This is a genomic window from Micromonospora sp. NPDC048842 (genome assembly GCF_040649935.1).
Lineage (GTDB): Bacteria > Actinomycetota > Actinomycetes > Mycobacteriales > Micromonosporaceae > Micromonospora > Micromonospora hortensis.
Genome location: NZ_JBEZGK010000012.1, coordinates 16,013 through 43,002, shown reverse-complemented (window position 1 = coordinate 43,002; position 26,990 = coordinate 16,013). Strand labels below are relative to the sequence as shown.

Here is a 26,990-nt window from a genome sequence, read left to right as displayed (position 1 = left end):
GACTGTTCAATCATCGGTGCTGACTACGTCCGCCCCGTCCGACCCTGGGGGGACCCGGCGCGGATTTCCCGCTGCGGGTGCACCCCCATGTCGCATCAGGGTTGCCCCTGAGTCGACGCCGGCCGACCGTTTTTCCCCACGGCGGCGGGCGGCAGCACCGACACTTGCACCTGACGCCACAGGAGGGTCAACCGAACCAAGCCATCTCCGGTCACGGTAGGTGACGACGGCAACGGCAGCCGTCCCCCCACGGAGGGATCTTCGAGTACGCCGGGTGAGGTACCCGGGCCGGCGGAACTACGCCCGGGGGCGGACCAGCCCCGACTCGTACGCCAGCACCACCGCCTGCACCCGGTCGCGTAGCCGCAGCTTGGTCAGCACATGCCCGACGTGCGTCTTGATGGTGGTTTCGCTCACCGAAAGGACCGTCGCGATCTCGGCGTTGGACAGCCCTCGGGCGACCTGCACGAGCACCTCGCGCTCCCGGTCGGTGAGCGCGTTGAGCGCCGCCGACGGCGTCGCCGCCGGGTCGGGCAGCAGTTCGGCGAAGCGGTCCAGCAGTCGCCGCAGGATCCGAGGTGACACCACCGCGTCCCCGCCGGCGACAGTGCGGATCGCCGCTATCAGATCCTCGGCCGGCACGTCCTTGGCCAGGAACCCGCTGGCGCCGGCCCGCAACGCGCCCACCACGTACTCGTCCAGGTCGAAGGTGGTGAGCACCAGCACCCGTACCGGCAGCCGGGCGTCGACGATGGCCCGGGTCGCCGCCACCCCGTCCATCCGGGGCATCCGAATGTCCATCAGGACGACGTCGGGCAGCAGCCGGCGGGACAACTCCACCGCCTCCACGCCGTCACCGGCCTCCGCCACCACGTCCAGGTCGCTCTCGGCGCCCAGCACCATCCGGAACCCGGTCCGCAGCAGCGGCTGGTCGTCGGCGAGCAGGATCCGCACCGGCCGCGCCGAGGGCGCCTGATCGTTCATGTCGTCTCCCGTCCCGCCGACGTCGTGGCGCGCACCGGTCATCCTCGCGTACCGGAGCCGGTGCGTCGCGGATCACCGTAGAGGCCGGCCGGTCGCCCTGTCCCGACCGCTGCGGCACCACTGCGGTCGGGTCCTCGGCGGCGGCGGCGTGCGGCAGGCGGTCCCGGCGGCCCGCATCGCCGCGCCGGGCGTGCGCGTCGCTCAGGAAGCCGTCACTCGTCGGCGCCCGGCGCCACCGGAGTGGCCCGGGAGTCACGCAGGGGGTCGGCGTTCGCCGCGGCGACCGGGAACGGCGGCGGGGTGCCGCCGAAGCTGGGACAGAGCGCCTGGTGGCTGCACCAGTCGCAGAGCCGGCTCGGCCGGGGCCGGAAGTCCTGCCGGGCGGTGGCCTGCTCGATGGCCCGCCACAGCGCCACCACTGTGCGCTCGAAGCGGACCAGCTCGTCGGCGTCCGGGGCGTAATCCAACACCTCGGCGTCGCGCAGGTAGAGCAGCCGCAGCACCCGGGGCACCACCCCCCGGGTGCGCCACAGCACCAGGGCGTAGAACTTCAGCTGGAACAGCGCCCGCGCCTCGAACGCCTCCCGCGGAGCGCCCCCGGTCTTGTAGTCGACCACCCGCAGCGCGCCGTCCGGAGCGACGTCGAGCCGGTCGAGGTAACCCCGGATCAGCAACTCCTCGTCGACGACAGCGGAGATCAGGCTCTCGCGTTCGGCCGGCTCCAGTCGGGTCGGATCCTCCACCGCGAAGTAACCCTGCAACAGCCCGGCGGCGGAGCGGAGGAACTCCACCGGGCCGGCCGGCTCCGCGCCGTCGAAGATCCCGGCCAGCTCGGGCTGTTCGGTGACCAGCCGGTCCCATTGGGGGGCCACCAGGTCGCCGGCCGCCTCCGGCGTGCGGCCGGTGGCCGGTAGGTCGAACAGGCGCTCCAGCACCGCGTGCACCAACGTGCCCCGGGCCTGCTCGATGGTGGTGCGCTCGGGCAGCCGGTCGATGCTGCGGAACCGGTAGAGCAGCGGGCAGGTCTTGAAATCCGCCGCCCGCGACGGGGACAGCGAGGCCCGCACCGTCGGCGGCGCCTGCGCCGCGGGGGAGGGCTGGGAGGTGGTGACCGATTCCGCCGTCATGTCGGCAAAGGTTAGGGCACCGGTGTGACACCGACCGCCGCCCGCCCCACACCGCGACAGTCCGTAGCCACGACAGTCCGTAGCATCGTGGCGATGGAGCAGACAACCAGGCCGCCGCGCCGACCGGACCGACGCCTCGGCCTGAACGTCGGCAAGGTGTTCGGGGTGCCGCTGTACCTCAACGGCTCCATGGTCCTGCTCGCGGTGCTCATCGCTGTGCTGTACGGCGAATTCGCCCGCCGACAACTGGACCTGCCGCAGCTCAGCGGCTACCTGATCGGCTTCGGTTTCGTCGTGTCGCTGCTCGGCTCGGTGCTGCTGCACGAGCTGGGCCACGCCCTCACCGCCCGGCGGTACGGCATCGGTGTGCGCGGGATCACGCTGGAGCTGCTCGGCGGTTACACCGAGATGGACCGCGACGCCCCGTCGCCCCGCGTCGACCTGCTGGTCTCGTTGGCCGGCCCGGCGGTCTCCGCTGTGCTCGGCGTCCTGGCGGTCGCCGCCACGCTCGCCCTGCCCGAGGGGACCGTGGCGCACCAGCTCGCCTTCCAGCTCGCGGTCAGCAACGTCATCGTGGCGCTGTTCAACAGCCTGCCCGGGCTGCCGCTCGACGGCGGCCGGGCGCTGCGCGCCGCCGTGTGGGGGCTGACCCGCGACCGGCACCTCGGCACCGAGGTCGCCGGCTGGGCCGGCCGGGTCGTCGCCGTCGGCACCGCGGCCCTGGTCCTGCTGCTCACCGTCGAGCGGCGGCTGGCGCCGCTGGCGCTGCCGCTGATGCTGCTGGTCGCCGTCACCCTCTGGCGTGGCGCCGGGCAGTCGATCCGGGCCGCCCGGGTCAGCCGCCGGTTCCCGCTGATCGACCTCGCCCGGCTGGCCCGTCCGGTCTGGCCGGTGGCCACCGGTACGCCGCTGGCCGAGGCCCAGCGCCGACGCGCCGAGAGCGGGCAGCCCGGCGCCGCGCTGGTGGTCACCGACTCCACCGGTCGACCGGTGGCGCTTGTCGACCCGGCCGCCGCCGACGCGGTGCCGGTCGAGCGCCGACCGTGGCTGGCGGTGGACGCCGTCGCCCGGTCGCTGGGCACCCTTCCCACGTTGTCGGCCGGGTGGGACGGCGAGCGGGTGATGGAGGCCGTACAGACCTACCCGGGCGCACAGTACGTGGTGACGTCAGGCGAAGATGTCGTCGGCATTCTGCACATCGCGGACCTGGCACAGCTCCTCGAACCCAACCGGAAGATGACACCGTGACCGCAACTCCCTCCACCGTCGCCGCCGACCCCGCCAACCCGGCGCTGACACCCGTACACCGCGGGCCGTTCCGGCCCGGCGACCGGGTCCAGCTGACCGACCCCAAGGGGCGGATGCACACAGTGACGCTGGAGCCCGGCAAGGAGTTCCACACCCACCGCGGCATCCTGGCGCACGACGCGCTGATCGGGCTCCCCGACGGCAGCGTGGTGACCACCTCCGGCGGCGGCACCGCGTTCCTGGCCCTGCGACCACTCCTGTCGGACTACGTGCTGTCCATGCCGCGCGGCGCCCAGGTGATCTACCCGAAGGACTCGGCGCAGATCGTGGCGATGGGCGACATCTTCCCCGGCGCGAAGGTCCTCGAGGCCGGCGCCGGCTCCGGCGCGCTGAGCTGCTCCCTGCTGCGGGCCGTCGGCACCGAGGGCGAGCTGCACTCGTTCGAGCTGCGCGACGACTTCGCCCAGATCGCCAAGCGCAACGTCGAGGCGTTCTTCAACGGGCCGCACCCCTCGTGGAACCTGCACGTCGGCGATGTCGCGCAGTGCCAGGAGACCGGCTTCGACCGGATCATCCTGGACATGCTGACCCCCTGGGAGACCCTCGACATGGTCGAGCGGGCGCTGGTGCCCGGTGGGGTGTTCATCGGCTACGTCGCCACCACACCGCAGCTCTCCGAGCTGGTGGAGGCGCTGCGCGAGCGCGGCGGCTGGACCGAGCCGCGGGCCTGGGAGTCCCTGGTGCGCGACTGGCACGCCGAGGGCCTCGCCGTCCGTCCGGACCACCGGATGATCGCGCACACCGCCTTCCTGGTGTCCGCGCGCAAGCTGGCCCCGGGCGTCACCGCTCCGCCGCGTCGGCGCAAGCCCAGCAAGGGCACCGAGGCGTACGCGCAGCGCCGTCAGGACCTGCGCGAGGCGGAGGCGGCCCGACAGGCCGCCGCCGCGCAGGCGGCAGGCGCGCAACCCAACGGTGCGGGGGAGATGGACAGGCCGTGACCAACGAGCTGGGTGTCGGCAGCGCCGAGCAGGGGGAGACGCTGGCATGAGCCGACCGGGCTACGGCGGTGGAGACCTCCCCGCGGTCTTTCCCGACTGGTCGCCCTACCAGGACCTGGAGTCGGCGGCGCGGGCCTACCTGCGCGACCCGGACGTCGCCCTGGAGGCGCTCGGCGGCGTGCTGCGCGGCGCGTCGGTGCTCGGCTTCACCTTGGAACGCTTCGTCAACGAGGTCAACGGGGTGTGGCAGGAGGTGGTGGTCTGCGACGGCAGCCGGCTCATCCTCTGGCACGGCGAGGACGTGCCGCCGGAGGAGGGCCCGCCGGGCTCGATGACCTCGTCGCTGCGGGTGGTGCCGGTCTCCACAGTCACCGAGGTGGGCTGCCGGCGGCGACTCAACCGTGCCGAGAGCGGCGAGATCCGGGTCGACAGCATCGACGTCTACCTGCTGCTCACCTCGTTGGACGAGGCGCCGCCGAGCGAGGAGATGGCCGGCACACCCCGGCACGACGCGTTGCGCTTCGGCAAGACCCTCGACGACGGCGGGGCCGGGCAGATCGCCCGGTTGGAGGAGTTCGCGCGGTTGGTCGCCTCGGTGGTCGGCCGTCCGATGCTCTGAGGCGTGCCCGTTCTGACCGGCCGGGCCTTCGCGGCCCGGCCGGTGGGTCAGTCTTCCTCGGCGTCCGGGCCGGCGACTTCGACGCCGTCGCCACGCACCACGTGGATGCAGTCGCCCGGGCACTCCTTCGCGGAGTCGATCACCTCGAGTCGCAGGTGCGCGGGGACGTCGACCCGGCTGCCCGGTGCCATCTTCAGCTCACCGTCGACGCCCTTGACGTAGGCCAGGCCGTCGATGTCGAACTCGAACACCTCCGGCGCGTACTGCACGCAGAGCCCGTCGCCCGTGCAGAGGTCCTGGTCGACCCAGACCTGCAATTCGTCGGTCGCGACCTCGGCCACCTGTGCACCCCCCATGTTCTCCCGTGCCACGCTCCGACGGTACCCGAACGCCGGTAACGGCCCGTCAGGCCACCCTTGGCGATCAAGGTTCGGTGACGAGGGTGTTGCGTGGGACCGAATCGGCCTCATAGCGGCTAGTGTTAGGGCAGAACGTTCAAGCCCCCCGGGGAGGTGGGACGTGGCAGCACGTAGCGACGACGCGGACTCGCGCGCCGCACGGTGGGAGAAGGAAGCCCACGATCTCTCCACGCAGGTCGCGTTCCTGCAAGAGGAACTCGCCCTGGTGCGGCGCAAGTTGACCGAAAGCCCCCGACACGTCCGGCAGCTCGAAGAGCGGCTGGCGGCCACCCAGGCACAGTTGGCGCGGCTGACCGAGAACAACGACCGGCTGGTGAGCACCCTCAAGGAAGCTCGCACGCAGATCGTGACGCTCAAGGAGGAGATCGACCGGCTCGCGCAACCGCCGAGCGGTTACGGAGTCTTCCTGGCCAAGCACGAGGACGGCACGGTGGACGTCTTCACCGGTGGCCGCAAACTGCGGGTCGCGGTCTCACCCTCGCTCGACGTGGGTGACCTGCGGCGTGGCCAGGAGGTCCTGCTCAACGACGCGCTCAACATCGTCGACGCGTTCGGTTACGAGCGGGTTGGCGAAGTGGTGATGCTCAAGGAGATCCTGGAGGGACCGAACGGCGGGCCGGGCGACCGGGCGCTGGTGGTCTCCCACTCCGACGAGGAGCGCATCGTGCACCTCGCCGAGACGCTCATCGGCTCGGCGATCCGGGCCGGCGACTCGCTCATGATCGAGCCCCGCTCGGCGTACGCGTACGAGCGGATCCCGAAGAGCGAGGTCGAGGAGCTGGTCCTGGAGGAGGTGCCCGACGTCGACTACGGCGACATCGGTGGCCTCCAGTCGCAGATCGAGCAGATCCGCGACGCGGTGGAGTTGCCGTTCCTGCACGCGGACCTGTTCCGTGAGCACCAGCTCCGGCCGCCCAAGGGCATCCTGCTCTACGGCCCACCCGGCTGCGGCAAGACGCTCATCGCCAAGGCGGTGGCCAACTCGCTGGCCAAGAAGATCGCCGAGCGGCAGGGCAAGGAGAAGCACACCAGCTTCTTCCTCAACATCAAGGGCCCGGAGCTGCTCAACAAGTACGTCGGTGAGACCGAGCGGCACATCCGGCTGATCTTCCAGCGCGCCCGGGAGAAGGCCGGCGAGGGCACGCCGGTGATCGTGTTCTTCGACGAGATGGACTCGATCTTCCGGACCCGCGGCTCCGGTGTCTCCTCCGACGTGGAGAACACCATCGTCCCGCAGCTGCTCAGCGAGATCGACGGCGTGGAGGGGCTGGAGAACGTCATCGTCATCGGCGCCTCCAACCGGGAAGACATGATCGACCCGGCGATCCTGCGCCCCGGTCGCCTCGACGTGAAGATCAAGATCGAGCGACCGGACGCCGAGGCGGCCAAGGACATCTTCTCCAAGTACATCCTCTCCGGGCTGCCCCTGCACCCGGACGACCTGGCCGAACACGGCACCGACCCCCAGGCCACCGTCGCGGCGATGATCGACGCCGTGGTGCTGCGGATGTACTCGGAAACCGAGGAGAACCGATTCCTCGAGGTCACCTACGCCAACGGTGACAAGGAAGTCCTCTACTTCAAGGACTTCAACTCCGGCGCGATGATCCAGAACATCGTCGACCGGAGCAAGAAGATGGCCATCAAGGAGTTCCTCACCTCGGGGCGCAAGGGGCTGCGCCTGCAGCACCTGCTCGACGCCTGCGTCGACGAGTTCCGCGAGAACGAAGACCTCCCCAACACCACCAACCCCGACGACTGGGCGCGCATCTCCGGCAAGAAGGGCGAGCGGATCGTCTACATCCGCACGCTCGTCTCCGGCGGCAAGGGCGCCGAGGCCGGCCGGTCCATCGAGACCGCCAGCAACACCGGCCAGTACCTCTGACCGCAACAGCGAGGGTGCCCACCATCCGGTGGGCACCCTCGCTGCGGTATGCCAGGGCGTCGGTCAGGCGGCGAAGATCCACCGCTTCGACACCACGTAGTTCGCCGCCGACAGCGACGCCGTCACCAGCAGCTTCGCCAGCAGGTACGGCGTGCCCGCCCAGGTCAACGCGGACACCAGCACCACGTTGGCGGTCAGGTTGGCGAGGACCAGCGCGAAGTAGCGCCCCACCTGCGGCACCATCTGGGCGGACGAGCCGAACGACCACGCCCGGTTCAGCCCGAAATTGACCCAGAACGAGGTCAGGAACGACATGCCGGCCGCAACCGGCAGGACAATCCGGAGAACTCCGTGGTACACGAAGAGTGATCCCGTGTCCACGGCAACGCTCAGACCCCCGACGACCAGGAACCGCACAGCGCTGTGTCGGGACAGGTGGCGGACGGAATCGGCAACAGGTGACAGCAAAGAGTTCTCCAAGGGGGGACCCGGAGCGGTGAGGACGACGAGGGAGTCTATCGTCTGTCCATCCACCCAGCGGGGCCTGCCCGCGCGAGCCGCGAGGTTGACGTGCCTGATCCCGGAAGAGTGACGCCGCCGGCCACCGGCGGAAGCCCGGCGGCCACCATGAACACAAGCCGACGACACTGGGCCCTCGCCTTCGCCGCATTCTTCCTGATCATCTTCGCCTGGTCGATGGCCGCCCCCTACGACGGCACCCCGGACGAGCGGGAGCACATCGTCCGAGCGGCCGGCGTCGCCGCCGGGCAGATCGCGCCCCCGCCCGCCGACGCGAAGAAGGGCACCGGCGCCTTCCAGACCGTTCCCGGCGGTCTCGTCCGCGAGCAGTGCTGGCAGTTCAAGAAGGAAGTCTCGGCGGCCTGCGCCCAGCCCCCCGGCAGCGATGACACACCGACCCGCACCGGCACCGGGGCCGGTCGTTACTTCCCCGCCTACTACGCCCTCGTCGGCGCACCCACAGTGCTCTGGCCCGGCTGGTCCGGCGTCCTGCTCGCCCGCATGATCAGCGCCCTGTGCTGTGCCGCGCTGCTCGCCGGCGCGTACGTCGTGATCCGCAACCGATCCCGCCGTGGCCTCATGATGGGCGCCCTGCTCGTCGTCACCACCCCGATGGCCGTGCACATGGCCAGCGCTGTCAACCCGAACGGCCTGGAGATCGCCGCCGGCATCGCCTTCTTCAGCGCGGTCATCCCCCTGCTTCTCGGTCCACCCGGTCCACGGCGCGGTCTCATCGTCCTCGTCGGGATCAGCGCGCTGCTCCTCGCGGTGCTGCGCCAGACCGGCCCGCTCTGGCTGGCGACCGCCTTCGTCGCGTTCGCCTTCCCGCTGCGCCGCAGCAACCTCCTCGGCCTTCTGCGGGACCGGGCCGCGCAGCTCTGGGCAGGTGGCATCGTGCTGTCCACCCTCGCCGTGCTCGCCTGGTCCGTCCGCCAACAGACCTCCGACCTCGGCAACTACTCGGCCGATCGGCTCACCTACGGGCAGGCGGCCCTGCGCGAGGCCGACCGGTGGCGGGGATACCTCGACCAGATCGTCGGGGTCACCTCCTGGCTGGACACCCGGATGCCCGCCCCGCCATACCTGATCTGGCAGCTCGTCGCCGGGGCGCTGCTGCTCATCGGGGTCGTCTGGGGCAGCACGCTCGACCGGTGGCGCCTGCTCGTGCTGCTCGGCGGCGGCGTGGCCGTCCCCTCCCTCATGCAGATCGCCCTGGTCAACGAGAGCGGCTTCGTCACCCAGGGCCGCTACATGCTGCCCATGTTGGTCGGCGTCCTGCTCTACGCCGCGTGGGTCGCCGAACAGCGCGGCTTCGAGATCGCCCGGGCCCGCTCGTTCACCCGACTCGCCGTGCTGCTCCTTCTGCCGATCCAACTCTTCTGCCTGGCGTACACGATGGTCCGCTGGCAGAACGGCCTGCCCGCCAACATCGGGCTGAGCAGCCTCAACCCCCTCGCCGGCGACTGGCACCCGGTGGTCGGCTCGGCGATCCCGCTGCTGAGCGCCACCGTCGGCCTGGTGCTGTTCGGGTGGCTCGTCTGGACCACCCGCACCGCCGCGACCGACGACCCGACGCCGCCCGCTGAGCATTCCGACACCGAATCCACCGAACTGTTCCGGCCCGCCGGCACTCACCTACAGAGTGCAGGCGCTCAGGGCGGACTACGCTCGACCTGACGGTGGACCGGGTCGGGCGAGCGAAGCGGGTAGGTCGATGAGCGTAAGACGGATCATGGGCACCGAGGTCGAATACGGCATCTCCGTGCCCGGGCAGGCCGGAGCCAACCCGATGGTCACCTCGTCGCAGGTGGTCAACGCCTATGGGGCACGTCCGGAACTCAACCGGGGCGGCCGGGCCCGGTGGGACTACGAGGAAGAGTCGCCGCTGCGCGACGCCCGCGGTTTCACCTACTCCGGTGCCGCGTACGACCCCGCCGAGGCCCTCGCGGACGAAGACCTCGGCCTGGCCAACGTGATACTCACCAACGGCGCACGGCTCTACGTGGACCACGCTCACCCCGAATACTCGACCCCCGAGGTCACCACCCCCAGGGACATCGTGCGCTGGGACAAGGCCGGCGAGCGGGTGATGGCCGAGGCGTCCCGCCGGGCCGCCACCATCCCGGGCACCCAGCCGATCCACCTCTACAAGAACAACACCGACAACAAGGGCGCCAGCTACGGCGCCCACGAGAACTACCTGATGCGCCGGCAGACGCCGTTCGCCGACATCGTGGCGTACCTGACGCCGTTCTTCGTCACCCGGCAGATCGTCTGCGGCGCCGGCCGGGTCGGCATCGGGCAGGACGGCGGCCAGAGCGGCTTCCAGATCTCCCAGCGCGCTGACTTCTTCGAGGTCGAGGTTGGCCTGGAGACCACCCTCAAACGGCCGATCATCAACACCCGCGACGAGCCGCACGCCGACGCCGACAAGTACCGCCGGCTGCACGTCATCATCGGCGACGCCAACCTCTCCGAGATCTCCACCTACCTCAAGGTGGGCACCACCGCGCTGATCCTCACCATGATCGAGGAGAAGGCCCTTGGTGCTGACCTCGGCATCGCCGACCCGGTCAGCGAGCTGCGCGCCGTCAGCCACGACCCCTCTCTGACGCACCGGATGCGACTGCGCGACGGCCGTCGGCTCACCGCTCTCGACCTGCAATGGGCGTACCTGGAGCGGGTCCGGTCCTTTGTCGACGACCGGTACGGCACCGACGCCGACGAGCAGACCATCGACGTGCTCGACCGCTGGGAGAGCGTCCTGGACCGGCTCGGCCGGGATCCGATGCTCTGCGCCGACGAACTGGACTGGGTGGCCAAGCTGCGGCTGCTGGAGGGCTATCGGGAGCGGGAGAAGCTCGGCTGGGGCTCGCACAAGCTCCAACTCGTCGACCTCCAATATTCCGACGTCCGGCCGGAGAAGGGCCTCTACCACCGCCTGGTCAGCCGGGGAGCGATGAAGACCCTGCTCACCGACGACGAGACGCGCAGCGCGATGACCGAGCCACCGGAGGACACCCGGGCCTACTTCCGCGGCCGCTGCCTCGCTCAGTACGCCTCCGAGGTGGTCGCCGCGAGCTGGGACTCGGTGATCTTCGACGTGGGCCGGGAGTCGTTGGTCCGGGTGCCGATGATGGAACCCGAGCGGGGCACCCGTGCGCACGTCGGGGCGTTGTTCGACCGCTGCGCCAGCGCCAAGGACCTGTTGGAGACACTGACCGGGGGCTGAGATCCGGTGCCTCCACCGGGAATCACTCTGTGGCATGCCAGGCTGTCCCCGAGCCTTCACCGTCGTCCTGGCGTTCCTGTCCCGGCATCTGGTGGAGAAGCAGGTGTTGCGGTTCAAGGACTGGACGCCCCGCCTACGGCCCGGGCACCACTGGCGGAGGCGTTGGAAAAGGGGGCAGCCCGAGCCGGCGCCGGTCCCGGGCCTGGCCGACGCATCGGCTCATCGGAGCTGACCGCTTCGGCGCAATCGAACGCCCCCGACCCGAACACGGCGGACGTGAGGGCTTTCTGTCGTCTGCACGGGGTAGATTTCATCCCAGACGATCGTGGAGGAGACAGCCATGGCCACTCATGACAGCGGCGGCCAGTCGCAGTCCGGCAAGTCCCGTCAGGGCGAGGAAATCGAGGACGTCACCACCGAGGCCAACCCCGAGGTGGCCGAGCGGCACGCCGAGATCACCGAGGACGTCGACGACCTCCTCGACGAGATCGACTCCGTCCTCGAAGAGAACGCAGAGGAATTCGTGAGGGGCTACGTCCAGAAAGGGGGGGAATAGGGGCATATGTCCGATTCGGTGTGCCCCTCGGACAAGGTGTGCCCGCAATGCAAGAGAGCGCTGGCCAGTACGGAATTCCACCGTGATCGGCGGCGGGCAGACGGCCTCGCTTTCTACTGCAAAGCATGCGCCGCCATTCGGTCGGAGGCGAGCCGACGCAAGCGGGGTGTCGCTCCGCAGAAGAAGTCGCCAACGCCCGTAGGTGAGGGTCTCAAGTGGTGTCCGGACTGCGAGCAGATCAAGTCGCTCGACGATTTTCCTACCACGACGACCAAAGCCAGCGGCCGGCACAGCTACTGCAAACCCTGCCATAATGCCCGTGGCAAGGAGACAGCGCAGCGACTCTACGGTGGAACTCGCGAGTACCACCTGCGGCGGCGGTACGGCGTGGGTGAGAAGGAGTTTCAGGAGCTCCTGGCCGAGCAGGGCGGGGTCTGCGCGATCTGTGGCGGCGCCGACCCGCAACATCTGGACCACGATCATCGCACCGGATGGGTGCGCGGGATACTCTGCTTCAACTGCAACGGTGGTCTTGGCCAGTTCCGTGACAGTCCCATGAGGCTGGCCAGGGCGATCACGTACCTGAGAGGAACCACGTGGCAGCGGGCTTTGATCCATCCGGGCGTCTTCCAGATGTGTTCACCAACGCGGGGACGTCCTCCTTCACGACGTTTCTGAGTCGGGTGGCCCCCGAGATGTTGCCCGGTCGGCGACCGCTGCCGCCGGGCATGGCCGCCGACCTGGCGCCGCACGCGACCACCATCGTGGCCATCGCGGCCGCCGAGGGTGTGGTGATGGCGGGCGACCGACGGGCCACCATGGGCAACCTGATCGCCCAGCGCGACATCGAGAAGGTGCACCCCGCCGACGCGTACTCGCTGGTCGGCATCGCGGGCACCGCCGGTATCGGCATCGAGCTGATGCGACTGTTCCAGGTGGAGCTGGAGCACTACGAGAAGATCGAGGGCGCGATGCTCTCGTTGGACGGTAAGGCCAACCGGTTGGCCTCGATGATCCGGGGCAATCTGGGTGCGGCCATGCAGGGGTTGGCAGTGGTGCCGCTCTTCGCCGGCTTCGACCTGGCCGCCGCCGATCCGGCGCGCGCCGGTCGGATCTTCAGCTTCGACGTGACCGGTGGCCCGTACGAGGAGACCGGCTACGACGCGATCGGATCCGGGTCGCTGTTCGCGAAGTCCGCGTTGAAGAAGCGGTTCCGGGCCGGGTTGTCCGTGGACGACGCGACGCGGCTAGCGGTCGAGGCGCTCTACGACGCCGCCGACGACGACACCGCGACCGGTGGGCCGGATCTGACCCGCCGGATCTACCCCGTGGTGATGACCGCGACCGCCGAGGGCACCCGCCGGTTGACCGACACCGAGACGGCGGCGATCGCCGAGGGTGTGGTTGCCGGCCGGATGGAGAACCCGGGCGGTTGAGACCCGCACCTCACCAGTCAGCAGTCGTCAGCACAGCGCCGTAAGGAGAACCGCCGACGTGGCCATGCAGTTCTACGCCTCTCCCGAACAGATCATGCGCGACCGCTCCGAGTTGGCCCGCAAGGGCATCGCTCGGGGTCGCAGCGCGGTGGTCCTCAGCTACTCCGGCGGGGTCCTCTTCGTCGCGGAGAACCTTTCCAGCGCCCTGCACAAGGTCAGCGAGATCTACGACCGGATCGGGTTCGCAGCGGTCGGCCGGTACAACGAGTTCGAGAACCTGCGCCGCGCCGGTGTCCGGATGGCCGACCTGAACGGGCTCAGCTACGACCGGCGTGACGTCACTGGTCGGGCCCTGGCCAACGCGTTCGCGCAGACCCTGGGTGCCATCTTCACCGAGCAGTCGAAGCCGTTCGAGGTGGAGATCTGCGTGGCGGAGGTCGGTGCCACCCCGGAGGCGGACGAGCTGTACCGGCTGACCTATGACGGTTCGGTGAACGACGAGCCGGGGCGGATGGCCATGGGTGGTCAGGCCGAGGCGATCACCGGCGTGTTGAAGTCGCAGCATCGGGCGGACATGTCCCTGGGCGAGGCGGTCAGGGTGGCGGTGCAGGCGTTGAGCACCGTCGGTGGTGAGGGCGGTGCCGCCCGGACGATCGCCGCGAACCAGCTCGAGGTGGCGGTCCTGGACCGTCAGCGGATCGGGCGGACGTTCCGGCGGATCACCGGTGCCGCGCTGACGGCTCTGTTGGACGGGGATTCGGCGGCTGAGGGCCAGGCGGATGCGGCGGGCGGTCCCGCCGAGCCGGTCGTGCCGACCACGGAGGGGCACAAGCCGACGAGTTCGGCCGGTTCCGCGGATCTGGAGGACCGGCCCGCAGAGGGCGGCGAGCGCTAGGGTCTTGCCCCGTTGGTGCCGGGCCCGTGTTCGGGCCCGGCACCAACGGTCAGCCTCGGCGCAGCAGCGGCCGGGCCAGGGCCCAGTAACCGCCGGCTACGGCGTTGAACGCGCCCAGGCCGGGTGCGGTCGGCACACCGGAGGGCGTGACCCGACCGGTCATCAGTTCCGCGATGACCCCGTCCGGCACCCGGCGTTCGGCCTGTAGCTGCCGTCGACGGCCGCGAACCCAGTCGCGGTTGCGCCACAGCCAGCCCCAACCCTGCAGCTTCTGCCGGGACCAGCCGCCAGCGAACGCGGCGGTGAGCATGGCGGCCTCGGTGAGTAGCAGCGCCGGGGCGAGCACGACGAGTGTCCGCGCCTCGTAGGCGGTGAGCAGGGTGACCAGTCGGTTCCGCTCGACCAGGTAGAGCTTCAGGGCGTTGCGGGAGAACTCGTAGTGGTGACGCACGACGGCGTCCGGCACGTACTCCAGTCGTAGTCCGCGCTGCCACAGTCGCAGGCTGAGTTCGGTGTCCTCGTGGTAGGCGAAGTATTCGGCGGCGAAGCCGTCGAGCTCGCGCCAGAGCTGCCGGCTGATCACGAAGCAGCACCCGCTGAGGGAGGCTACGGCCCGCCGCTCGGCGTGGTTGCTGGCCGGTTCGCCGTTGCCGCCGGCCCAGGAGAGGCCGGTGAAGTGCAGCGGGTTACCGCTGGTGTTGATCAGCTCGGGGGTGTCGGCCAACCGGATGGACGCCATGGCCGCGCCCACGCCCGCTTCGGCGGCTACCGCGGTGGTCTTGGCCAGGGCGTCGGGCGCGACGACGGCATCGGAGTTGACGAACGCGAGCCAGTCACCGGTGGCCTCAGCCGCACCGACCCGGCAGCCGCCGGAGTAGCCGGTGTTCTCCTCCGGTCGGATCACCCGCACCCCGGGGAGGCCCTTGACGATGTCGATGCCGTCCCCGGTGCAGCCGTTGTCGACGACGATGAGGTCGATCTCGACGTCGGTGCTGGCCAGCACCGCCCGGGCGGCGTCGACGAGGTAGGGCTCCGGGCCGTAGGCGAGCATGACGGCGCTCACCCGGGGTCGGGTCATCGGATGCCTCCGGATGCGGCAGGGGCGACGGCCTCGGCGAGCGGCCGGGTGGGGGTGGTGGGTCGGCGGACGCCGCCTCGCAGCAGCATCGCCATTGTGGCGGCCACGATGACGGAGCCGATGGTGTACGCCAGCTCGACTCGCAGGGTGACCGGAGCCGGGATCAGTGTCACGGCGATCAGGGCGGCGACGCCGGCGGTCCAGGCGAGGGCCTGGGCGCGGTGCCGGTCGAGGGCGAGCAGGGCTTGGCCGAGCACCATCGCCCACAGGTAGGCGAGCGTGGCGGCCGCCAACCAGGCGAAGTCGCCGTGGCCGAGAACGCCGGGTGCGTCGAAGAGGGTGCCGACCAGCCATGGCCCGAGCAGCACGGCGCCGAGGGCACCGGTGAGGCCGAGCGCGGTGACGATGCCGAGAGCCCGGCGCAGCAGGCTGTGGAAGCCGGCCTGGTCGCCGGTGGTGGCGGTGGTGGCCAGGCCGGGCAGCAGTGACGCCTGGAGGGAGCCGAAGACGAACAGGGGGATGCGGACCAGCACGAGGGCGGAGAGTAGTGCGCCGGCGGCTGCCGCGTCGGAGGGTGCGAGTAGCTGCACGTTGATCACGCCGATGTTCACCACGACCTGGGAGAGCAGGCTGGAGGCGGTGAGCAGACCGAGGCCGCGTAGCAGGGTGGCCCAGGCCACCGGCGGGCCTCCGCCGATGGCGCGCAGCACCGGCGGCAGGGTGAGCAGGACGCTGACCAGAGGGGCGGCGACGAGCACGAGCCCGTACCAGACGGGCGACGTCACTCCGGCCAGCCCGAGCAGGGCGACCATGATGATCCGCAGGCCACCGTCGATCCCGAGTTGAGCGCCGTACCAGGGGAACAGTTGCAGGCCGGAGAGGACGCCGCGGGTGGCGTAGGCGACGGCCATCGCGGCGAGCGCGCCGATCAGCACGGTGACCAGGTTGCCGTCACCGGCGAAGAGTTTGTCGGCGAGCGGCTGACGGCCGACGGTGACGGCCAACACCAGCACCGCGAGCATCACGGCGGCGACGGTGACGCCGCGGGCCAGTACCGGCCCGGGGGGCAGCCCCTGGCTGTGTCGGGCGGCGACGACCCGGGCGACCTCCTGCTCGATCGGCATGAACACGCCGATGCCGAGGGTGAACACGATCGACCAGAGCACCGACAGGGACGAGTAGTCGGCCTGGCTGAGGCTGTGGCCGGCGACGGCGAGGTGAACGTAGGAGGCGAGCCCGAGAAGGGCCAGCCCGGCACCGACAGCGACGGTGCCGGGCGGGACCAGGCTCAGTAGCCGTCGGATCACCGGCGGATGAGCGCCAGCGTGAGAACGGCGAACGCGCGGCCGAGGTAGACCATCGCCTTGGCGGGGGAGTGGCTGGGTGTGCCCGCCATCCGCTTGCGCATGGCGACCGGCACCTGGCGGATGCGGTAGCCGCGGCGGGCGGTGTGCACCAAGGTCTCCACCGTGTCGCCGAGGTACTCGGCCGGGTACCAGCCGGCGAACATCTCGATGACCCGCCGGTTGGCGGCCCGGAAGCCGGAGGTGGTGTCGGTGAGCTTGGTGCGGGCGACCCGGGACAGCACGGCGGAGAGCATCACCATCGCCCAGCGGCGGGGGCCGCGGACGTTGTAGTCGCCCTCACCGGCGAAGCGGGCGCCGATGACGAGGTCGTTGTCCTCGAGCAGGTCGACGAGCTTCGGCACGTACCGGGGGTCGTGCTGGCCGTCGGCGTCGATCTGGATGGCGACGTCGTAGTCGTGGTCACGGGCGTAGCGGTAGCCGAGGCGCATGGCCCCACCGACGCCGAGGTTGTACGGCAGTTTGGCGACCAGGGCTCCGGCGGCGGCGGCGACGGCGGCGGTGCGATCGGTGGAGCCGTCGTCGACGACGAGCACGTCGACGCCGGGCAGTTCGCCACGGACCTCGCCGACGACGTCGGCGATCGAGCCCGACTCGTTGAGAGCCGGGATGATGATCAATGTGCGCTTGCCGTTAACCATCGGTCGACACCAGTTCGTCTCGGGCTGCCCGGTCCGCGTCGATCTGAGCGCGGAGCAGGGCGAAGTCTTCGGCCAGGGTGCGGGTCTCTTCTTCCAGGGCGCTGACCTCCCAGCTGAGGTGTACGCACACCAGCAGCAGGAAGACGATGCCGAGGAAGAGCACCAGGCTGACACCGGAGGCGACGCCGAGGAGTTCGGCGACGTTGTCGAGCAGCCGGGGGAAAAGGGACAGCGGAATCACGATGATCAGTACGGCGAGCCAGAGCATGCCGTACTTCTCGCGCAGCTGACGGCGGCGCAACAGCTCGACGATGGTGCCGAGGAGCAGCAGGCCGGTCAGGCCGGTGACGAGGGTGAGCTTCATGCGACCTTCCACGGGGCGGGTGGAGCGGGGGAGTGGAACGCGTCAACCAGGGCGCTGTGCCAGTCTGGAAGCGGGGGTAGACCCACGGCTGCCCAGCGGCTGTGCCCTAGCACACTGTACGCAGGCCGTGGGGCGGGACGCGGATACCGGTCGCTGGTGGTGGGTCGGATCCGGTCCGGGTCCAGTCCGGCCAGCGTGAACGCGGCGCGCGCCAACCCGTACCAGGTCGTCTGACCGGCGCAGGTGCCGTGGTAGACGCCGGGCGTCGCGTGACCGGCGAGCGCCGCGTCGGCGAGCGCGACGAGCCGCTCGGCGAGCGCGTACGACCAGGTGGGTTGGCCGTGTTGGTCGTCGACCACGTCGAGGTGGTCGCGCTGGGTGGCGAGTCGGAGCATGGTGGCCACGAAGTTCGGGCCGTGCGCGCCGTAGAGCCAGGCGGTGCGCACGACGTACCCGGTGTCGGGCAGCAGCCGCGCGACGGCCTGTTCGCCGACCAACTTGCCGCGGCCGTAGGCGTTGACCGGGGCGGTGGGCGCGTCCTCCGGGTACGGGGTGTCCGCGTTGCCGGCGAGGACGTAGTCGGTGGAGACCTGGATGAGCCGGGTTCCGTCGGTGGCGCACGCCGCGGCCAGGTTTGCCACGGCGTGGCCGTTGACGGCGGTCGCCGCGGCCTCGTCGGCCTCGGCGGCGTCGACGTTGGTCCACGCGGCCGCGTTGATCACCAGGTCGTGCCCGGCGACGGCGGCGTGGACCGCCGCGCGGTCGGTGACGTCCAGGTCGGCGCGGGTGGCGGCGGTCACCTTGAGGTCGGGCCGTGCACCCAGCACGGTGACCAGGTCCCGGCCGAGCATCCCGCCCGCGCCGGTGACGAGGAGACGGGTCATGCGGTCGGCGCGGACTTGAGGGGTTCCCACCAGTTGCGGTTGTCCCGGTACCAGCGGACGGTGTCGGCGAGGCCCTGGTCGAGGGTGATGCTGGGGTGGTAGCCGAGCTCTTCGCTGATCTTGGTGATGTCGAGGGAGTACCGGCGGTCGTGGCCCTTGCGGTCGGTGACCGGGACGACCCGGTCCCACCCGGCGTCGCAGGCGTCCAGGAGCAGGCCGGTGAGTTCCTTGTTGGTCAACTCGGTGCCGCCGCCGATGTTGTAGACCTCACCGGCGCGGCCCTTCTGCTGGACGAGGGCGATGCCCCGGCAGTGGTCGTGCACGTGCAGCCAGTCACGGATGTTGCCGCCGTCGCCGTAGAGGGGGACGGTGCCACCGTCGAGCAGGTTGCTGACGAACAGCGGGATGACCTTCTCGGGGAACTGGTACGGGCCGTAGTTGTTGGAGCAGCGGGTGACGACCACGTCCATGCCGTGGGTGCGGTGGTACGACAGCGCGAGCAGGTCGGAGCCGGCCTTGGATGCCGAGTACGGCGAGTTGGGGGCGAGCGGCCAGGCCTCGGTCCAGGAGCCCTCGTCGATCGAGCCGTAGACCTCGTCGGTGGAGACGTGCACGAACCGGCTGGTGCCGTGCCGCAGTGCCGCGTCGAGCAGCGTCTGGGTGCCCAGCACGTTGGTGGTGACGAACGGCGCGGCGCCCGCGATCGAACGGTCGACGTGTGACTCGGCGGCGAAGTGCACGATCACGTCGTGCTCGGCCACCACCTCGTCGACCACGACCGGGTCGCAGATGTCGCCCTGCACGAACCGCAGTCGCGGGTCGTCGCGGACGGGATCGAGGTTGGCCAGGTTGCCCGAGTAGGTCAGCTTGTCCAGCACTGTCACGACGGCTGGCTCGAGCGGCGGCACGCCGTCCGCACTGCCGAGGGGCTTGCCCAGCAGTAGGCGAACGTACTCCGACCCGATGAATCCGGCTCCGCCGGTGACGAGGATCCTCACGGGTCCGGAAGTATACGCGACGGGCGGCGCGGCCCCTGGTATGCGACCCCCGCACAACGGGTTCGGGTGCGGCTAGGCTTCCCCGATGCGCGGAATCCTACTTGCCGGCGGCACCGGGTCCCGGCTCTGGCCGATCACCCGGGCGGTCTCGAAGCAGCTGATGCCGGTCTTCGACAAGCCGATGATCTATTACCCGCTCTCCACCCTGGTGATGTCCGGGGTCCGGGAGATCCTGGTGATCACGACTCCGGACGACCAGGACCAGTTCCGCCGGCTGCTCGGCGACGGCAGCCAGTTCGGGCTGCGGCTGGAGTACGTCAGCCAGGAGCGCCCGGAGGGCATCGCGCAGGCGTTCATCCTCGGCGCGGACTTCATCGGCACCGAGTCGGTTGCGTTGGTCCTCGGCGACAACATCTTCCACGGCGTGGGTCTGGGCCGGCAGCTCGCCGACCACGGTGACCCGGTCGGTGGGCGGGTCTTCGCCTATCAGGTGGCCAACCCGCAGGAGTACGGCGTTGTCGACTTCGACGCCGATGGTCGGGTGCTCTCGATCGAGGAGAAGCCGGCCCGCCCGAAGTCCCGCTACGCGGTGCCCGGCCTCTACTTCTACGACAACCGGGTGGTGGACATCGCCCGCAAGCTCACCCCGAGCGCCCGCGGCGAGCTGGAGATCACGGCGGTCAACGAGGTGTACCGGGAGACCGGGGAACTGGCGGTCACGGTGCTGGATCGGGGCACCGCCTGGTTGGACACCGGCACGTTCACCTCGATGATGCAGGCCGCCGAGTTCGTCCGGGTGGTCGAGGAGCGGCAGGGTCTCAAGATCGGTTGCGTCGAGGAGGTCGCCTGGCGGGCCGGCCTGATCGACGACGCGCAGCTGCGCGCGCTCGCCGAGCCGCTGACCAAGAGCGGTTACGGCAACTACCTGCTCGGTCTGCTCAGCGATCAGGCCGGCAACGACGGGGGTTCCTGGTGAAGATCCGGGAGCTGAGCATCGAGGGCGCCTGGGAGATCATCCCCCAGCAGCACGGTGACCCGCGCGGCATGTTCATGGAGTGGTACCGCTTCGACAAGCTCGCCGAGGTGGTGGGGCATCCGCTGCGGCTGGCCCAGGCCAACCTGTCGGTCTCCGCGCGTGGCGTGGTGCGCGGCGTCCACTTCGCCGACGTCCCGCCCGGGCAGGCCAAGTACGTCACGTGTGTGCGGGGCGCTGTCCTCGACGTGATCGTGGACCTGCGGGTGGGCTCGCCGACCTTCGGTCGTTGGGAGGGCGTCCGGCTGGACGACACCGACCGTCGGGCGGTCTACCTCAGCGAGGGGCTGGGGCACGGGTTCTGCGCGTTGACCGACGACGCCACGTTGAGCTATCTCTGCTCGGCCACCTACAACCCGACCGGCGAGCACGCGGTGCACCCGCTGGACGAGGAGTTGGGCATCGAGTGGCCCGCCGACGTTCCGTTGCTGTCAGCGCGCGACGACGCGGCGCCGACTCTGGCGCAGGCCCGCGAGCGGGGCCTGCTTCCGGAGTACGACAGCTGCCGGCGGTTCGTGGCGAGCCTCGGTCCGGACGGAATGTCGCACTCAACCGGTATGTGACCGCGCTCGGGGCACGACCTGTGGTCTGACAGTGACGAACCGGGCCTCCGGGCGGCTAATGTCACACCATGGAGCGGCGAATCTTCGGCCTCGAGACCGAGTACGGCGTCACCTGCACCTATCGCGGGCAGCGGCGGCTGTCCCCGGACGAGGTCGCGCGGTATCTGTTCCGTCGCGTGGTGTCCTGGGGTCGGTCGAGCAATGTCTTCCTGCGCAATGGGGCCCGGCTCTACCTGGACGTCGGGTCGCATCCGGAGTACGCGACACCGGAGTGCGACTCGGTGACCGATCTCGTCGCCCACGACCGGGCCGGCGAGCGGATCCTGGAGGGCCTGCTCGTCGACGCGGAGAAGCGACTGCACGACGAGGGCATCGCGGGTGAGATCTACCTGTTCAAGAACAACACCGATTCGGCCGGCAACTCATACGGCTGCCACGAGAACTACCTGGTCTCCCGGCACGGCGAGTTCGGCCGGCTCGCCGACGTGCTCATCCCGTTCCTGGTCACCCGGCAGTTGATCTGCGGGGCCGGCAAGGTCCTGCAAACCCCACGCGGCGCGGTCTACTGCCTCTCGCAGCGGGCCGAGCACATCTGGGAGGGCGTCTCCTCGGCGACCACCCGCAGCCGCCCGATCATCAACACCCGCGACGAGCCGCACGCTGACGCCGAGCGCTACCGGCGGCTGCACGTGATCGTCGGCGACTCCAACATGAACGAGGTCACCACGCTGCTCAAGGTCGGCACCGCCGACATCGTGCTGCGGATGATCGAGGCCGGGGTGGTGATGCGCGACCTGTCCCTGGAGAACCCGATCCGGGCCATCCGGGAGGTGTCGCACGACATCACCGGCCGGCGCAAGGTGCGGTTGGCCAACGGCAAGGAGGTCAGCGCCCTGGACATCCAGCAGGAATACCTCGCCAAGGCCACCGAGTTCGTCGAGCGCCGCGGCGGCGACCAGGCCGCCAAGCGGGTCGTCGAGCTGTGGGGCAGGGTGCTCAACGCTGTGGAGAGCGGCGACCTGGAGCCGGTCTCGCGGGAGATCGACTGGGTCAGCAAGCTGCGGCTGATCGAGCGCTACCAGCGCAAGCACGACCTGCCGCTGTCGCACCCCCGGGTGGCGCAGATGGATCTGGCCTACCACGACGTGCGCCGTGGCCGGGGCCTCTACGGGCTCCTGGAGCGCCGCGGCGAGGTCGACCGGGTGGCCACCGACCCGGAGATCTTCGAGGCCAAGGAAACCCCGCCGCAGACCACCCGGGCCCGGCTGCGGGGCGAGTTCATTCGGCACGCCCAGGAGAAGCGCCGGGACTTCACAGTCGACTGGGTGCACCTGAAGCTCAACGACCAGGCGCAGCGCACAGTGCTCTGCAAGGACCCGTTCCGGGCGTACGACGAGCGGGTGGAGCGGCTGATCGCCAGCATGTGACCGGTTGCCGGCCCCGTCGGTGCGCTGCGCCGACGGGGCCGCTCAGCCCGGCGCACTGAGCGGTTAAGCTGAGCGCGCCATGACGACTTCTGGACCTTCCGACCGCTCCGAGCGCGGCACCGAGCGGCAGAACTGGATCGAACGCCGGCGAGAGAAGATCCGCGCCGAGATCGACCGTAACCGGCGCGGTGACTACACAGTGCCGACGTGGGTGCTGGCCCTGGCGCTGGCGCTCATCGTGGGCGGCTGGCTGGCCCTGATCTTCCTGGCCTAACCCCACCCCACCCCACCCCCGCCCCCCACCCCGCCTCAGCTCGCGTTGATCATGAAGTTATTGCCATGACACGCCGGGGCGACGGGCAATAACTTCATGATCAACCGGGTGCGGGTCCGGGGTCCGGGGTCAGGGGAGGAGGGTTGCCGCGTGGCGGCCGGCGGCTGCTGCCGCCAGGAAGTACGCGTGGTCGGCGTCGAGGCCACGGCCCATGGTGGACAGGGGCACGGCGCTGGCCCGCAGCGCGGCGTCCAACCCGTCGGTGGGAACCCGGACGATCCGGTGCCGGGCCGCGAGGGGCGCCAGCGCCGCGTCCACCTCGGCCGCGAGCGACGGCGCCAGGTCCTCGGGCACCACCAGCTCCGCCGGGGCGAGCGCCACCCGACCGTACGCGGTGAGGCTGTGGTGCGACACGCCCCGGTGCCGGGGGCGGGGGTCGGCGTCGGAGATGCGCAACGAGCCGACCGGCTTCCCGCCCAGCGTGGCGATCGCGTTGACCGCCTCGCCGACGGCGACGCCGGAGAAGCCCCACCGGGTTCCGGTGCCCAGGTTGCCCGGTCCCTGAGCCACGATCGCCACGTCCGCGTGGAGCACGTACCGGGCGGCGAGCAGACCGCCGTGCACTGTGGTGGCCTCCAGGTCGCCACCGAACGCCTGCCCGACGGTGATCGTGCCGGCCAGTTCGGCCCGCAGCCCGGCGAGGGTGCGGGAGAACCAGGCGGGCAGCGCCCCGCCGTCGGTGAGCAGGTACGCCACCCGCGCCTGCGGGGCGTCGGCCCGGATGCCGGCCAGGATCGCCGGGAGCGCCGAGTGCAGGTCGGCGGTGATCACCGGCAGACCGCCCAGGTCGTCCGCGTCGGCCAGCACGTCGCGGTGCGGAGAGGCCTCCTCGTCGACGCCGAGGAGGATGGGCTGCAACGGCGTGTAGCGGGCCTTGACCAGGTGCCCGGCGTCGCGGGTGTCGGCGACGTCCGGCGGGTCCGGCGGCAGCCGGTCCGGCAGGGCTACCACCAGGGCGTACCCGCCGGTGCCCAACCCCATCAGCAGCGCGCCGGCGTTGAGTAGCACCCGGTCGCCGGGCTCGGGCGTGCCGACCAGCTCCGGGTAGGCCAGCGCCCGCATCCGCGTGCCGTCGGGCAGGTCGACGTCCAGCTCCACCGCCCCGGTCCACTGCCGTCGCAGCGTCGCCACCGTCCCCGTACGCCATCGCACCATGACGGGCACGCTAGCCGCGCGGACGTGGCGGCCCGCGTCCGGGTGTGGGTCAGGTCGGCTCGGGGCCGCCGGCGTCCGGGCTCGGCCCGGCCTGGGTGTGCCGGGCTGTGCCGGTGGCGCCGGGCATCGAACGGGTCGGGTCGAGGAAGACGAAGCGGATCTCCGGGTACCGGTCGGTGAGCCGCCGCTCGGCCTCGTCGGCGGTGGCCTCGATCTGCGCGCCGGTGGCCTCGTCGCGGAAGTCGACCTTCGCGGCGACCAGGATGTCCTGCGGGCCGAGTTGCATGGTCAACAGTGTGTCGATGCGCTCCACCTCGGGCAGCCCGGCCAGATCCTGCTCGATCTCGTGGCGCAGCCGCTCCGGGACGGCCCGGCCGACCAGCAGCGACAGGTTGTTGCCGGCGAGGACCCCGGCGACAGTCAGCAGCAGGAGCCCGATCAGGATCGACGCGACGCCGTCCCACACCTCGTCGCCGGTGGCGTGGGACAGGCCGACGCCGAGCCCGGCCAGCACCAGACCGATCAGGGCCGCGCTGTCCTCCAGGAAGACCGCCTTGACCGTGGTGTCGGCGGTCAGCCGCAGGAACCTCCGAGGAGTGGTCCGCCAGCGTCGCGACTCGCGGCGGACCTGCCGCACGGCCCGGGCCAGTGAGATCGACTCGATGACGAACGACACCCCGAGCACGACGTACGAGATGAGGTAGTCACCGCTGTGCTCGTGCACCAGGATCGTGGTGACGCCGTGGGTGACGGCGAAACCGGCGCCGGCGACGAACGTGAACATGGCGGCGAAGAACGCCCAGACGTAGCTTTCCTTGCCGTACCCGAAGGGGTGTCGCTGGTCGGCCGGGCGGGCGCCGCGGCGCAGCGCCTGGAAGAGCAGCACCTCGGTGGTGGTGTCGGCGATCGAGTGCGCCGCCTCGGAGAGCATCGCGGCGGATCCGGAGATCAGCCCGGCGATCAGCTTGGCGACCGCGATGGCGAGGTTGGCGGCGCCGGCGACGACGACGGTGCCGACGCTCTCACTCTCGGGCCTGGCCTCCGCTTGCGACATGAGGATCACCCTATGACCGCGGGCGGCGACGCGCCGGAGGAGGCACGATCCGAACAAGTGTGCGGCACGCCCGCGTGGGTGCACGGTGTGGGCGGGTCGGCTGCTAGCGTCTACCGCGTGTCGCGGACCCGCACCGAACGCCTGGTCAACCTGGTGATCTGCCTTCTGTCCACGCGACGGTTTCTGACCGCCGCGCAGATCGCCGCGACCGTGCCCGGTTACGAGCACGATCCGGACGACGCGCGCGACCATGAGGCGTTCCAGCGCAAGTTCGAGCGGGACAAGGCCGAGCTGCGCGAGCTCGGTGTGCCACTGGAGACCGGCACGGCGAGCGCCTTCGACGCCGAGCCCGGCTACCGGATCGCCCACCGTGAATACGCGCTGCCCGACATCCTCCTCGAGCCGGACGAGGCCGCCGCTGTCGGCATCGCCGCCCGGCTGTGGCAGCACGCCGGGTTGGCCGCCGCCGCGTCCTCGGGGTTGGCCAAGCTGCGTGCCGCCGGGGTGGACGTGGACCCGCAGGCGACCCTCGGCCTGGAGCCGATGGTCACTGTCGACCCGGCGTTCGCGCCGCTGACCGCCGCCGCCCGGGACCGCCGCGAGGTGGGGTTCGACTACCGGGTGCCCGACCGTGACGCGCCCAGCCGGCGGCGGCTGCAACCGTGGGGCGTGGTCTGCTGGCGTGGCCGGTGGTATGTGGTCGGCCACGACCAGGACCGGGCGGCGACCCGCTGCTTCCGGCTGTCCCGCGTCGTCGGCGCGGTCCGGGTGACCGGCGCCCCCGGCGCGTACGAGCCGCCGGCCAACGTCGACCTGATCAGCCACGTGGCCCGCTGGTCCGGTCCGGTGGAGCGCACCGGCCGGGCCACAGTGCTGGCCGCGCCCGGGCGGGCCGCCGGGCTGCGCCGGTGGGCGGTGGAGGTGACCGCCGGGCCGGACGGTGACCGGCTGGTCCTGCCGTACGCCGACCCGGAGGGGCTGGCCGGTCATCTCGTCGGCTACGGCCCGGACGTGCGGGTCCTCGACCCACCGGAGGTCCGCGAGGCGGTCATCCAACGACTCAAGGAGATCGCCGTGCGCCACGACGAGCTGGCCGTCAGCGGGGGTGCCCGGTGACCCGCCCGGCCGCCCGCAACGGCTCCCGCGCGTCCGCCGACCGGCTGGCCCGACTGCTCAACCTGGTGCCCTACCTGTTGGCCCGGCCCGGCATCGAGATCGCCGAAGCGGCTGGTGACCTGGGCATCACCGAGCGTCAGCTCCGGGAGGACCTGGAGCTGCTCTGGGTGTGCGGGCTGCCCGGGTACGGCCCCGGTGACCTGATCGACATGGCGTTCGACGGTGACCGGGTGACGATCACCTACGACGCCGGCATCGACCGGCCGTTGCGGCTGACCCCCGACGAGGCCCTGGCCCTCGTGGTGGCGCTGCGGATGCTGGCCGAGACGCCCGGGGTGGCCAACCGGGAGGCAGTCGAACGGGCCCTCGCCAAGATCGAAGCCGCGGGCGACCTGGTGGGCGCGCCGGTGGCGGTCCGATTGCCCGGGGACACCCCACGGGTCGAGGCGCTGCGCGCCGCCGTGGAGGGCGGCAAGGCCCTGCGGATCACCTACTACACGGCGGCCCGGGACGAGACCACCGAGCGCGTCATCGACCCGCTGCGCATGCTGATGGTCGGCGGCCGGGCGTACGTCGAGGCGTGGTGTCGGCGCGCGGAGGCCGTCCGTCTGTTCCGCGCCGACCGGATCGACGCGGTCACCGAACTGGACGAGCCGGCCATGGTGCCGCCGCAGGCCGTCCCGCACGACCTCACCGAGGGCGTGTTCCGCCCCTCGGCCGACCTCCCGTTGATCACCCTGCGCATCGGTCGGGGCGAACGGTGGATCACCGAGTACTACCCGTGCGAGCGGGTGGAGGCCGGCGACGGCGACCAGTGGCTCGTCTCCCTGCGGGTCACCGACCTGCTGTGGGCCCGCCGGTTCGTGCTGGGCCTCGGCCCGGAGGTGACGGTGGTCGCCCCGGTCGAGTTGGCCGAGCAGGTGCGTGCGACAGCGGCCGCCGCGCTGGACGCGTACGCCGTGCCCGCGCCCACGGCAGTGCCCCGGCCGCCCGAGGTCGACAGGGAGCGCGCACCGTCGGGTGACCCGGCGGTGGCCGGCCGCACCCAGTAGGCTGACCGC

General features: G+C 70.9%; 28 protein-coding genes. 16 read left to right on the top strand and 12 right to left on the bottom strand.

Features of this window, described 5'->3' with window-relative positions:
• Positions 1 to 297: 297 nt before the first annotated feature.
• Both AB0C19_RS18475 and AB0C19_RS18470 read right to left on the bottom strand, forming a co-directional pair.
• Positions 298 to 984: a response regulator transcription factor gene (locus AB0C19_RS18475; RefSeq protein ID WP_357186590.1), complete on the bottom strand. Its 687-nt coding sequence runs from the start codon at positions 982 to 984 to the stop codon at positions 298 to 300.
• 212 nt (positions 985 to 1,196) lie between these two features.
• Positions 1,197 to 2,111, bottom strand: a complete 915-nt coding sequence (locus AB0C19_RS18470; RefSeq protein WP_357186586.1) for a PD-(D/E)XK nuclease family protein — start codon at positions 2,109 to 2,111, stop codon at positions 1,197 to 1,199.
• A gap of 93 nt (positions 2,112 to 2,204) precedes the next feature.
• Between AB0C19_RS18470 and AB0C19_RS18465 the strand changes: the two genes are divergently transcribed.
• From AB0C19_RS18465 to AB0C19_RS18455, 3 genes are read left to right on the top strand one after another with little or no spacing between them, the layout of a single operon-like run.
• Positions 2,205 to 3,359 (top strand): site-2 protease family protein, encoded by a 1,155-nt coding sequence (locus tag AB0C19_RS18465; RefSeq protein WP_357186583.1) that lies wholly within the window; start codon positions 2,205 to 2,207, stop codon positions 3,357 to 3,359.
• A gap of 44 nt (positions 3,360 to 3,403) precedes the next feature.
• Positions 3,404 to 4,357 (top strand): tRNA (adenine-N1)-methyltransferase, encoded by a 954-nt coding sequence (locus AB0C19_RS18460; protein WP_274524482.1) that lies wholly within the window; start codon positions 3,404 to 3,406, stop codon positions 4,355 to 4,357.
• A gap of 46 nt (positions 4,358 to 4,403) precedes the next feature.
• Positions 4,404 to 4,976, top strand: coding sequence for a hypothetical protein (locus AB0C19_RS18455; protein WP_091408625.1), 573 nt, complete (start codon positions 4,404 to 4,406; stop codon positions 4,974 to 4,976).
• Positions 4,977 to 5,023: 47 nt separating this feature from the next.
• On the opposite strand, the gene AB0C19_RS18450 is transcribed toward AB0C19_RS18455, so the two are convergent.
• Positions 5,024 to 5,317 carry a ferredoxin gene (locus AB0C19_RS18450; protein WP_238685979.1) on the bottom strand — a complete coding sequence of 98 codons (294 nt, stop codon included), beginning with the start codon at positions 5,315 to 5,317 and terminating at the stop codon, positions 5,024 to 5,026.
• Between the two features lie 178 nt (positions 5,318 to 5,495).
• Here AB0C19_RS18450 and arc point away from each other — a divergent pair, with 178 nt between their 5' ends.
• Positions 5,496 to 7,280 carry a proteasome ATPase gene (gene arc / locus AB0C19_RS18445; protein WP_030332887.1) on the top strand — a complete coding sequence of 595 codons (1,785 nt, stop codon included), beginning with the start codon at positions 5,496 to 5,498 and terminating at the stop codon, positions 7,278 to 7,280.
• A gap of 63 nt (positions 7,281 to 7,343) precedes the next feature.
• On the opposite strand, the gene AB0C19_RS18440 is transcribed toward arc, so the two are convergent.
• Positions 7,344 to 7,697: a GtrA family protein gene (locus AB0C19_RS18440; RefSeq protein ID WP_266305161.1), complete on the bottom strand. Its 354-nt coding sequence runs from the start codon at positions 7,695 to 7,697 to the stop codon at positions 7,344 to 7,346.
• Positions 7,698 to 7,907: 210 nt separating this feature from the next.
• Between AB0C19_RS18440 and AB0C19_RS18435 the strand changes: the two genes are divergently transcribed.
• From AB0C19_RS18435 to prcA, 6 genes are all read left to right on the top strand, one after another.
• Positions 7,908 to 9,476: a DUF2142 domain-containing protein gene (locus AB0C19_RS18435; protein ID WP_357186578.1), complete on the top strand. Its 1,569-nt coding sequence runs from the start codon at positions 7,908 to 7,910 to the stop codon at positions 9,474 to 9,476.
• A 37-nt stretch (positions 9,477 to 9,513) separates the two neighbouring features.
• The gene (gene dop / locus AB0C19_RS18430; protein WP_357186575.1) at positions 9,514 to 11,031 is read left to right on the top strand and encodes a depupylase/deamidase Dop; all 1,518 of its coding nucleotides are present in this window, start codon (positions 9,514 to 9,516) and stop codon (positions 11,029 to 11,031) included.
• A gap of 340 nt (positions 11,032 to 11,371) precedes the next feature.
• Positions 11,372 to 11,587: a ubiquitin-like protein Pup gene (locus tag AB0C19_RS18425; protein WP_088948111.1), complete on the top strand. Its 216-nt coding sequence runs from the start codon at positions 11,372 to 11,374 to the stop codon at positions 11,585 to 11,587.
• Positions 11,588 to 11,593: 6 nt separating this feature from the next.
• Positions 11,594 to 12,265, top strand: a complete 672-nt coding sequence (locus tag AB0C19_RS18420) for an endonuclease VII domain-containing protein (RefSeq protein WP_357186572.1) — start codon at positions 11,594 to 11,596, stop codon at positions 12,263 to 12,265.
• A complete protein-coding gene (gene prcB / locus AB0C19_RS18415) occupies positions 12,184 to 13,023 on the top strand; it encodes a proteasome subunit beta (RefSeq protein WP_210781714.1) in 840 nt (279 codons plus the stop codon). The genes AB0C19_RS18420 and prcB overlap by 82 nt, the downstream gene beginning before the upstream one ends.
• A 58-nt stretch (positions 13,024 to 13,081) precedes the next feature.
• On the top strand, positions 13,082 to 13,918 hold the full coding sequence (gene prcA / locus AB0C19_RS18410) for a proteasome subunit alpha (protein ID WP_357186568.1): 837 nt from the start codon (positions 13,082 to 13,084) through the stop codon (positions 13,916 to 13,918).
• A gap of 49 nt (positions 13,919 to 13,967) precedes the next feature.
• On the opposite strand, the gene AB0C19_RS18405 is transcribed toward prcA, so the two are convergent.
• From AB0C19_RS18405 to rfbB, 6 genes are read right to left on the bottom strand one after another with little or no spacing between them, the layout of a single operon-like run.
• Positions 13,968 to 14,996: a glycosyltransferase family 2 protein gene (locus tag AB0C19_RS18405; RefSeq protein WP_357186565.1), complete on the bottom strand. Its 1,029-nt coding sequence runs from the start codon at positions 14,994 to 14,996 to the stop codon at positions 13,968 to 13,970.
• Complete coding sequence (locus tag AB0C19_RS18400) at positions 14,993 to 16,303, bottom strand: polysaccharide biosynthesis protein (protein ID WP_357186562.1); 1,311 nt, start codon at positions 16,301 to 16,303, stop codon at positions 14,993 to 14,995. The genes AB0C19_RS18405 and AB0C19_RS18400 overlap by 4 nt, the downstream gene beginning before the upstream one ends.
• Positions 16,300 to 17,001, bottom strand: a complete 702-nt coding sequence (locus tag AB0C19_RS18395) for a glycosyltransferase family 2 protein (protein WP_328654380.1) — start codon at positions 16,999 to 17,001, stop codon at positions 16,300 to 16,302. The genes AB0C19_RS18400 and AB0C19_RS18395 overlap by 4 nt, the downstream gene beginning before the upstream one ends.
• Positions 16,994 to 17,365, bottom strand: coding sequence for a DUF2304 domain-containing protein (locus AB0C19_RS18390; RefSeq protein WP_139584287.1), 372 nt, complete (start codon positions 17,363 to 17,365; stop codon positions 16,994 to 16,996). Before AB0C19_RS18390 ends, AB0C19_RS18395 begins: the two co-directional genes overlap by 8 nt.
• Positions 17,362 to 18,249 (bottom strand): dTDP-4-dehydrorhamnose reductase, encoded by an 888-nt coding sequence (rfbD, locus tag AB0C19_RS18385; protein WP_357186558.1) that lies wholly within the window; start codon positions 18,247 to 18,249, stop codon positions 17,362 to 17,364. Before rfbD ends, AB0C19_RS18390 begins: the two co-directional genes overlap by 4 nt.
• Complete coding sequence (gene rfbB / locus AB0C19_RS18380) at positions 18,246 to 19,247, bottom strand: dTDP-glucose 4,6-dehydratase (protein ID WP_357186555.1); 1,002 nt, start codon at positions 19,245 to 19,247, stop codon at positions 18,246 to 18,248. The genes rfbD and rfbB overlap by 4 nt, the downstream gene beginning before the upstream one ends.
• Before the next feature lie 85 nt (positions 19,248 to 19,332).
• On the opposite strand from rfbB, the gene rfbA reads away from it, so the two are divergent.
• The 4 genes from rfbA (at position 19,333) to AB0C19_RS18360 (ending at position 22,544) form a co-directional block, all read left to right on the top strand.
• Positions 19,333 to 20,223 (top strand): glucose-1-phosphate thymidylyltransferase RfbA, encoded by an 891-nt coding sequence (gene rfbA, locus AB0C19_RS18375; RefSeq protein ID WP_357186552.1) that lies wholly within the window; start codon positions 19,333 to 19,335, stop codon positions 20,221 to 20,223.
• Positions 20,220 to 20,843, top strand: coding sequence for a dTDP-4-dehydrorhamnose 3,5-epimerase (gene rfbC, locus AB0C19_RS18370; protein ID WP_091408691.1), 624 nt, complete (start codon positions 20,220 to 20,222; stop codon positions 20,841 to 20,843). Before rfbA ends, rfbC begins: the two co-directional genes overlap by 4 nt.
• 68 nt (positions 20,844 to 20,911) lie before the next feature.
• Positions 20,912 to 22,270 (top strand): Pup--protein ligase, encoded by a 1,359-nt coding sequence (gene pafA, locus AB0C19_RS18365; protein ID WP_328654375.1) that lies wholly within the window; start codon positions 20,912 to 20,914, stop codon positions 22,268 to 22,270.
• Positions 22,271 to 22,349: 79 nt separating this feature from the next.
• Positions 22,350 to 22,544 carry a hypothetical protein gene (locus tag AB0C19_RS18360; protein WP_357186548.1) on the top strand — a complete coding sequence of 65 codons (195 nt, stop codon included), beginning with the start codon at positions 22,350 to 22,352 and terminating at the stop codon, positions 22,542 to 22,544.
• A 129-nt stretch (positions 22,545 to 22,673) separates the two neighbouring features.
• Here the strand turns inward: AB0C19_RS18360 and AB0C19_RS18355 are convergent, their stop codons facing one another.
• Together AB0C19_RS18355 and AB0C19_RS18350 are read right to left on the bottom strand one after the other, a co-directional pair.
• Complete coding sequence (locus AB0C19_RS18355) at positions 22,674 to 23,759, bottom strand: DUF3866 family protein (RefSeq protein ID WP_357186546.1); 1,086 nt, start codon at positions 23,757 to 23,759, stop codon at positions 22,674 to 22,676.
• Between the two features lie 49 nt (positions 23,760 to 23,808).
• Positions 23,809 to 24,813 carry a cation diffusion facilitator family transporter gene (locus tag AB0C19_RS18350; RefSeq protein ID WP_357186543.1) on the bottom strand — a complete coding sequence of 335 codons (1,005 nt, stop codon included), beginning with the start codon at positions 24,811 to 24,813 and terminating at the stop codon, positions 23,809 to 23,811.
• A gap of 117 nt (positions 24,814 to 24,930) precedes the next feature.
• Here AB0C19_RS18350 and AB0C19_RS18345 point away from each other — a divergent pair, with 117 nt between their 5' ends.
• Both AB0C19_RS18345 and AB0C19_RS18340 read left to right on the top strand, forming a co-directional pair.
• Positions 24,931 to 25,929 carry a WYL domain-containing protein gene (locus AB0C19_RS18345; protein WP_357186540.1) on the top strand — a complete coding sequence of 333 codons (999 nt, stop codon included), beginning with the start codon at positions 24,931 to 24,933 and terminating at the stop codon, positions 25,927 to 25,929.
• Positions 25,926 to 26,981, top strand: coding sequence for a YafY family protein (locus tag AB0C19_RS18340; RefSeq protein WP_357186537.1), 1,056 nt, complete (start codon positions 25,926 to 25,928; stop codon positions 26,979 to 26,981). Before AB0C19_RS18345 ends, AB0C19_RS18340 begins: the two co-directional genes overlap by 4 nt.
• The last annotated feature ends 9 nt before the right edge of the window (positions 26,982 to 26,990 follow it).

What these genes read in the sequence shown, in the direction of transcription:
- AB0C19_RS18420 (WP_357186572.1), top strand. Translation starts at nt 11,594, where the DNA reads ATGTCCGATTCGGTGTGCCCCTCGGACAAGGTGTGCCCGCAATGCAAG.
- AB0C19_RS18395 (WP_328654380.1), bottom strand. Translation starts at nt 17,001, where the DNA reads ATGGTTAACGGCAAGCGCACATTGATCATCATCCCGGCTCTCAACGAG.
- AB0C19_RS18455 (WP_091408625.1), top strand. Translation starts at nt 4,404, where the DNA reads ATGAGCCGACCGGGCTACGGCGGTGGAGACCTCCCCGCGGTCTTTCCC.
- dop (WP_357186575.1), top strand. Translation starts at nt 9,514, where the DNA reads ATGAGCGTAAGACGGATCATGGGCACCGAGGTCGAATACGGCATCTCC.
- AB0C19_RS18470 (WP_357186586.1), bottom strand. Translation starts at nt 2,111, where the DNA reads ATGACGGCGGAATCGGTCACCACCTCCCAGCCCTCCCCCGCGGCGCAG.
- AB0C19_RS18435 (WP_357186578.1), top strand. Translation starts at nt 7,908, where the DNA reads ATGAACACAAGCCGACGACACTGGGCCCTCGCCTTCGCCGCATTCTTC.
- pafA (WP_328654375.1), top strand. Translation starts at nt 20,912, where the DNA reads ATGGAGCGGCGAATCTTCGGCCTCGAGACCGAGTACGGCGTCACCTGC.
- AB0C19_RS18405 (WP_357186565.1), bottom strand. Translation starts at nt 14,996, where the DNA reads ATGACCCGACCCCGGGTGAGCGCCGTCATGCTCGCCTACGGCCCGGAG.
- AB0C19_RS18360 (WP_357186548.1), top strand. Translation starts at nt 22,350, where the DNA reads ATGACGACTTCTGGACCTTCCGACCGCTCCGAGCGCGGCACCGAGCGG.
- AB0C19_RS18355 (WP_357186546.1), bottom strand. Translation starts at nt 23,759, where the DNA reads ATGGTGCGATGGCGTACGGGGACGGTGGCGACGCTGCGACGGCAGTGG.
- rfbD (WP_357186558.1), bottom strand. Translation starts at nt 18,249, where the DNA reads ATGACCCGTCTCCTCGTCACCGGCGCGGGCGGGATGCTCGGCCGGGAC.
- AB0C19_RS18350 (WP_357186543.1), bottom strand. Translation starts at nt 24,813, where the DNA reads ATGTCGCAAGCGGAGGCCAGGCCCGAGAGTGAGAGCGTCGGCACCGTC.
- AB0C19_RS18425 (WP_088948111.1), top strand. Translation starts at nt 11,372, where the DNA reads ATGGCCACTCATGACAGCGGCGGCCAGTCGCAGTCCGGCAAGTCCCGT.
- AB0C19_RS18475 (WP_357186590.1), bottom strand. Translation starts at nt 984, where the DNA reads ATGAACGATCAGGCGCCCTCGGCGCGGCCGGTGCGGATCCTGCTCGCC.
- AB0C19_RS18390 (WP_139584287.1), bottom strand. Translation starts at nt 17,365, where the DNA reads ATGAAGCTCACCCTCGTCACCGGCCTGACCGGCCTGCTGCTCCTCGGC.
- rfbA (WP_357186552.1), top strand. Translation starts at nt 19,333, where the DNA reads ATGCGCGGAATCCTACTTGCCGGCGGCACCGGGTCCCGGCTCTGGCCG.
- AB0C19_RS18465 (WP_357186583.1), top strand. Translation starts at nt 2,205, where the DNA reads ATGGAGCAGACAACCAGGCCGCCGCGCCGACCGGACCGACGCCTCGGC.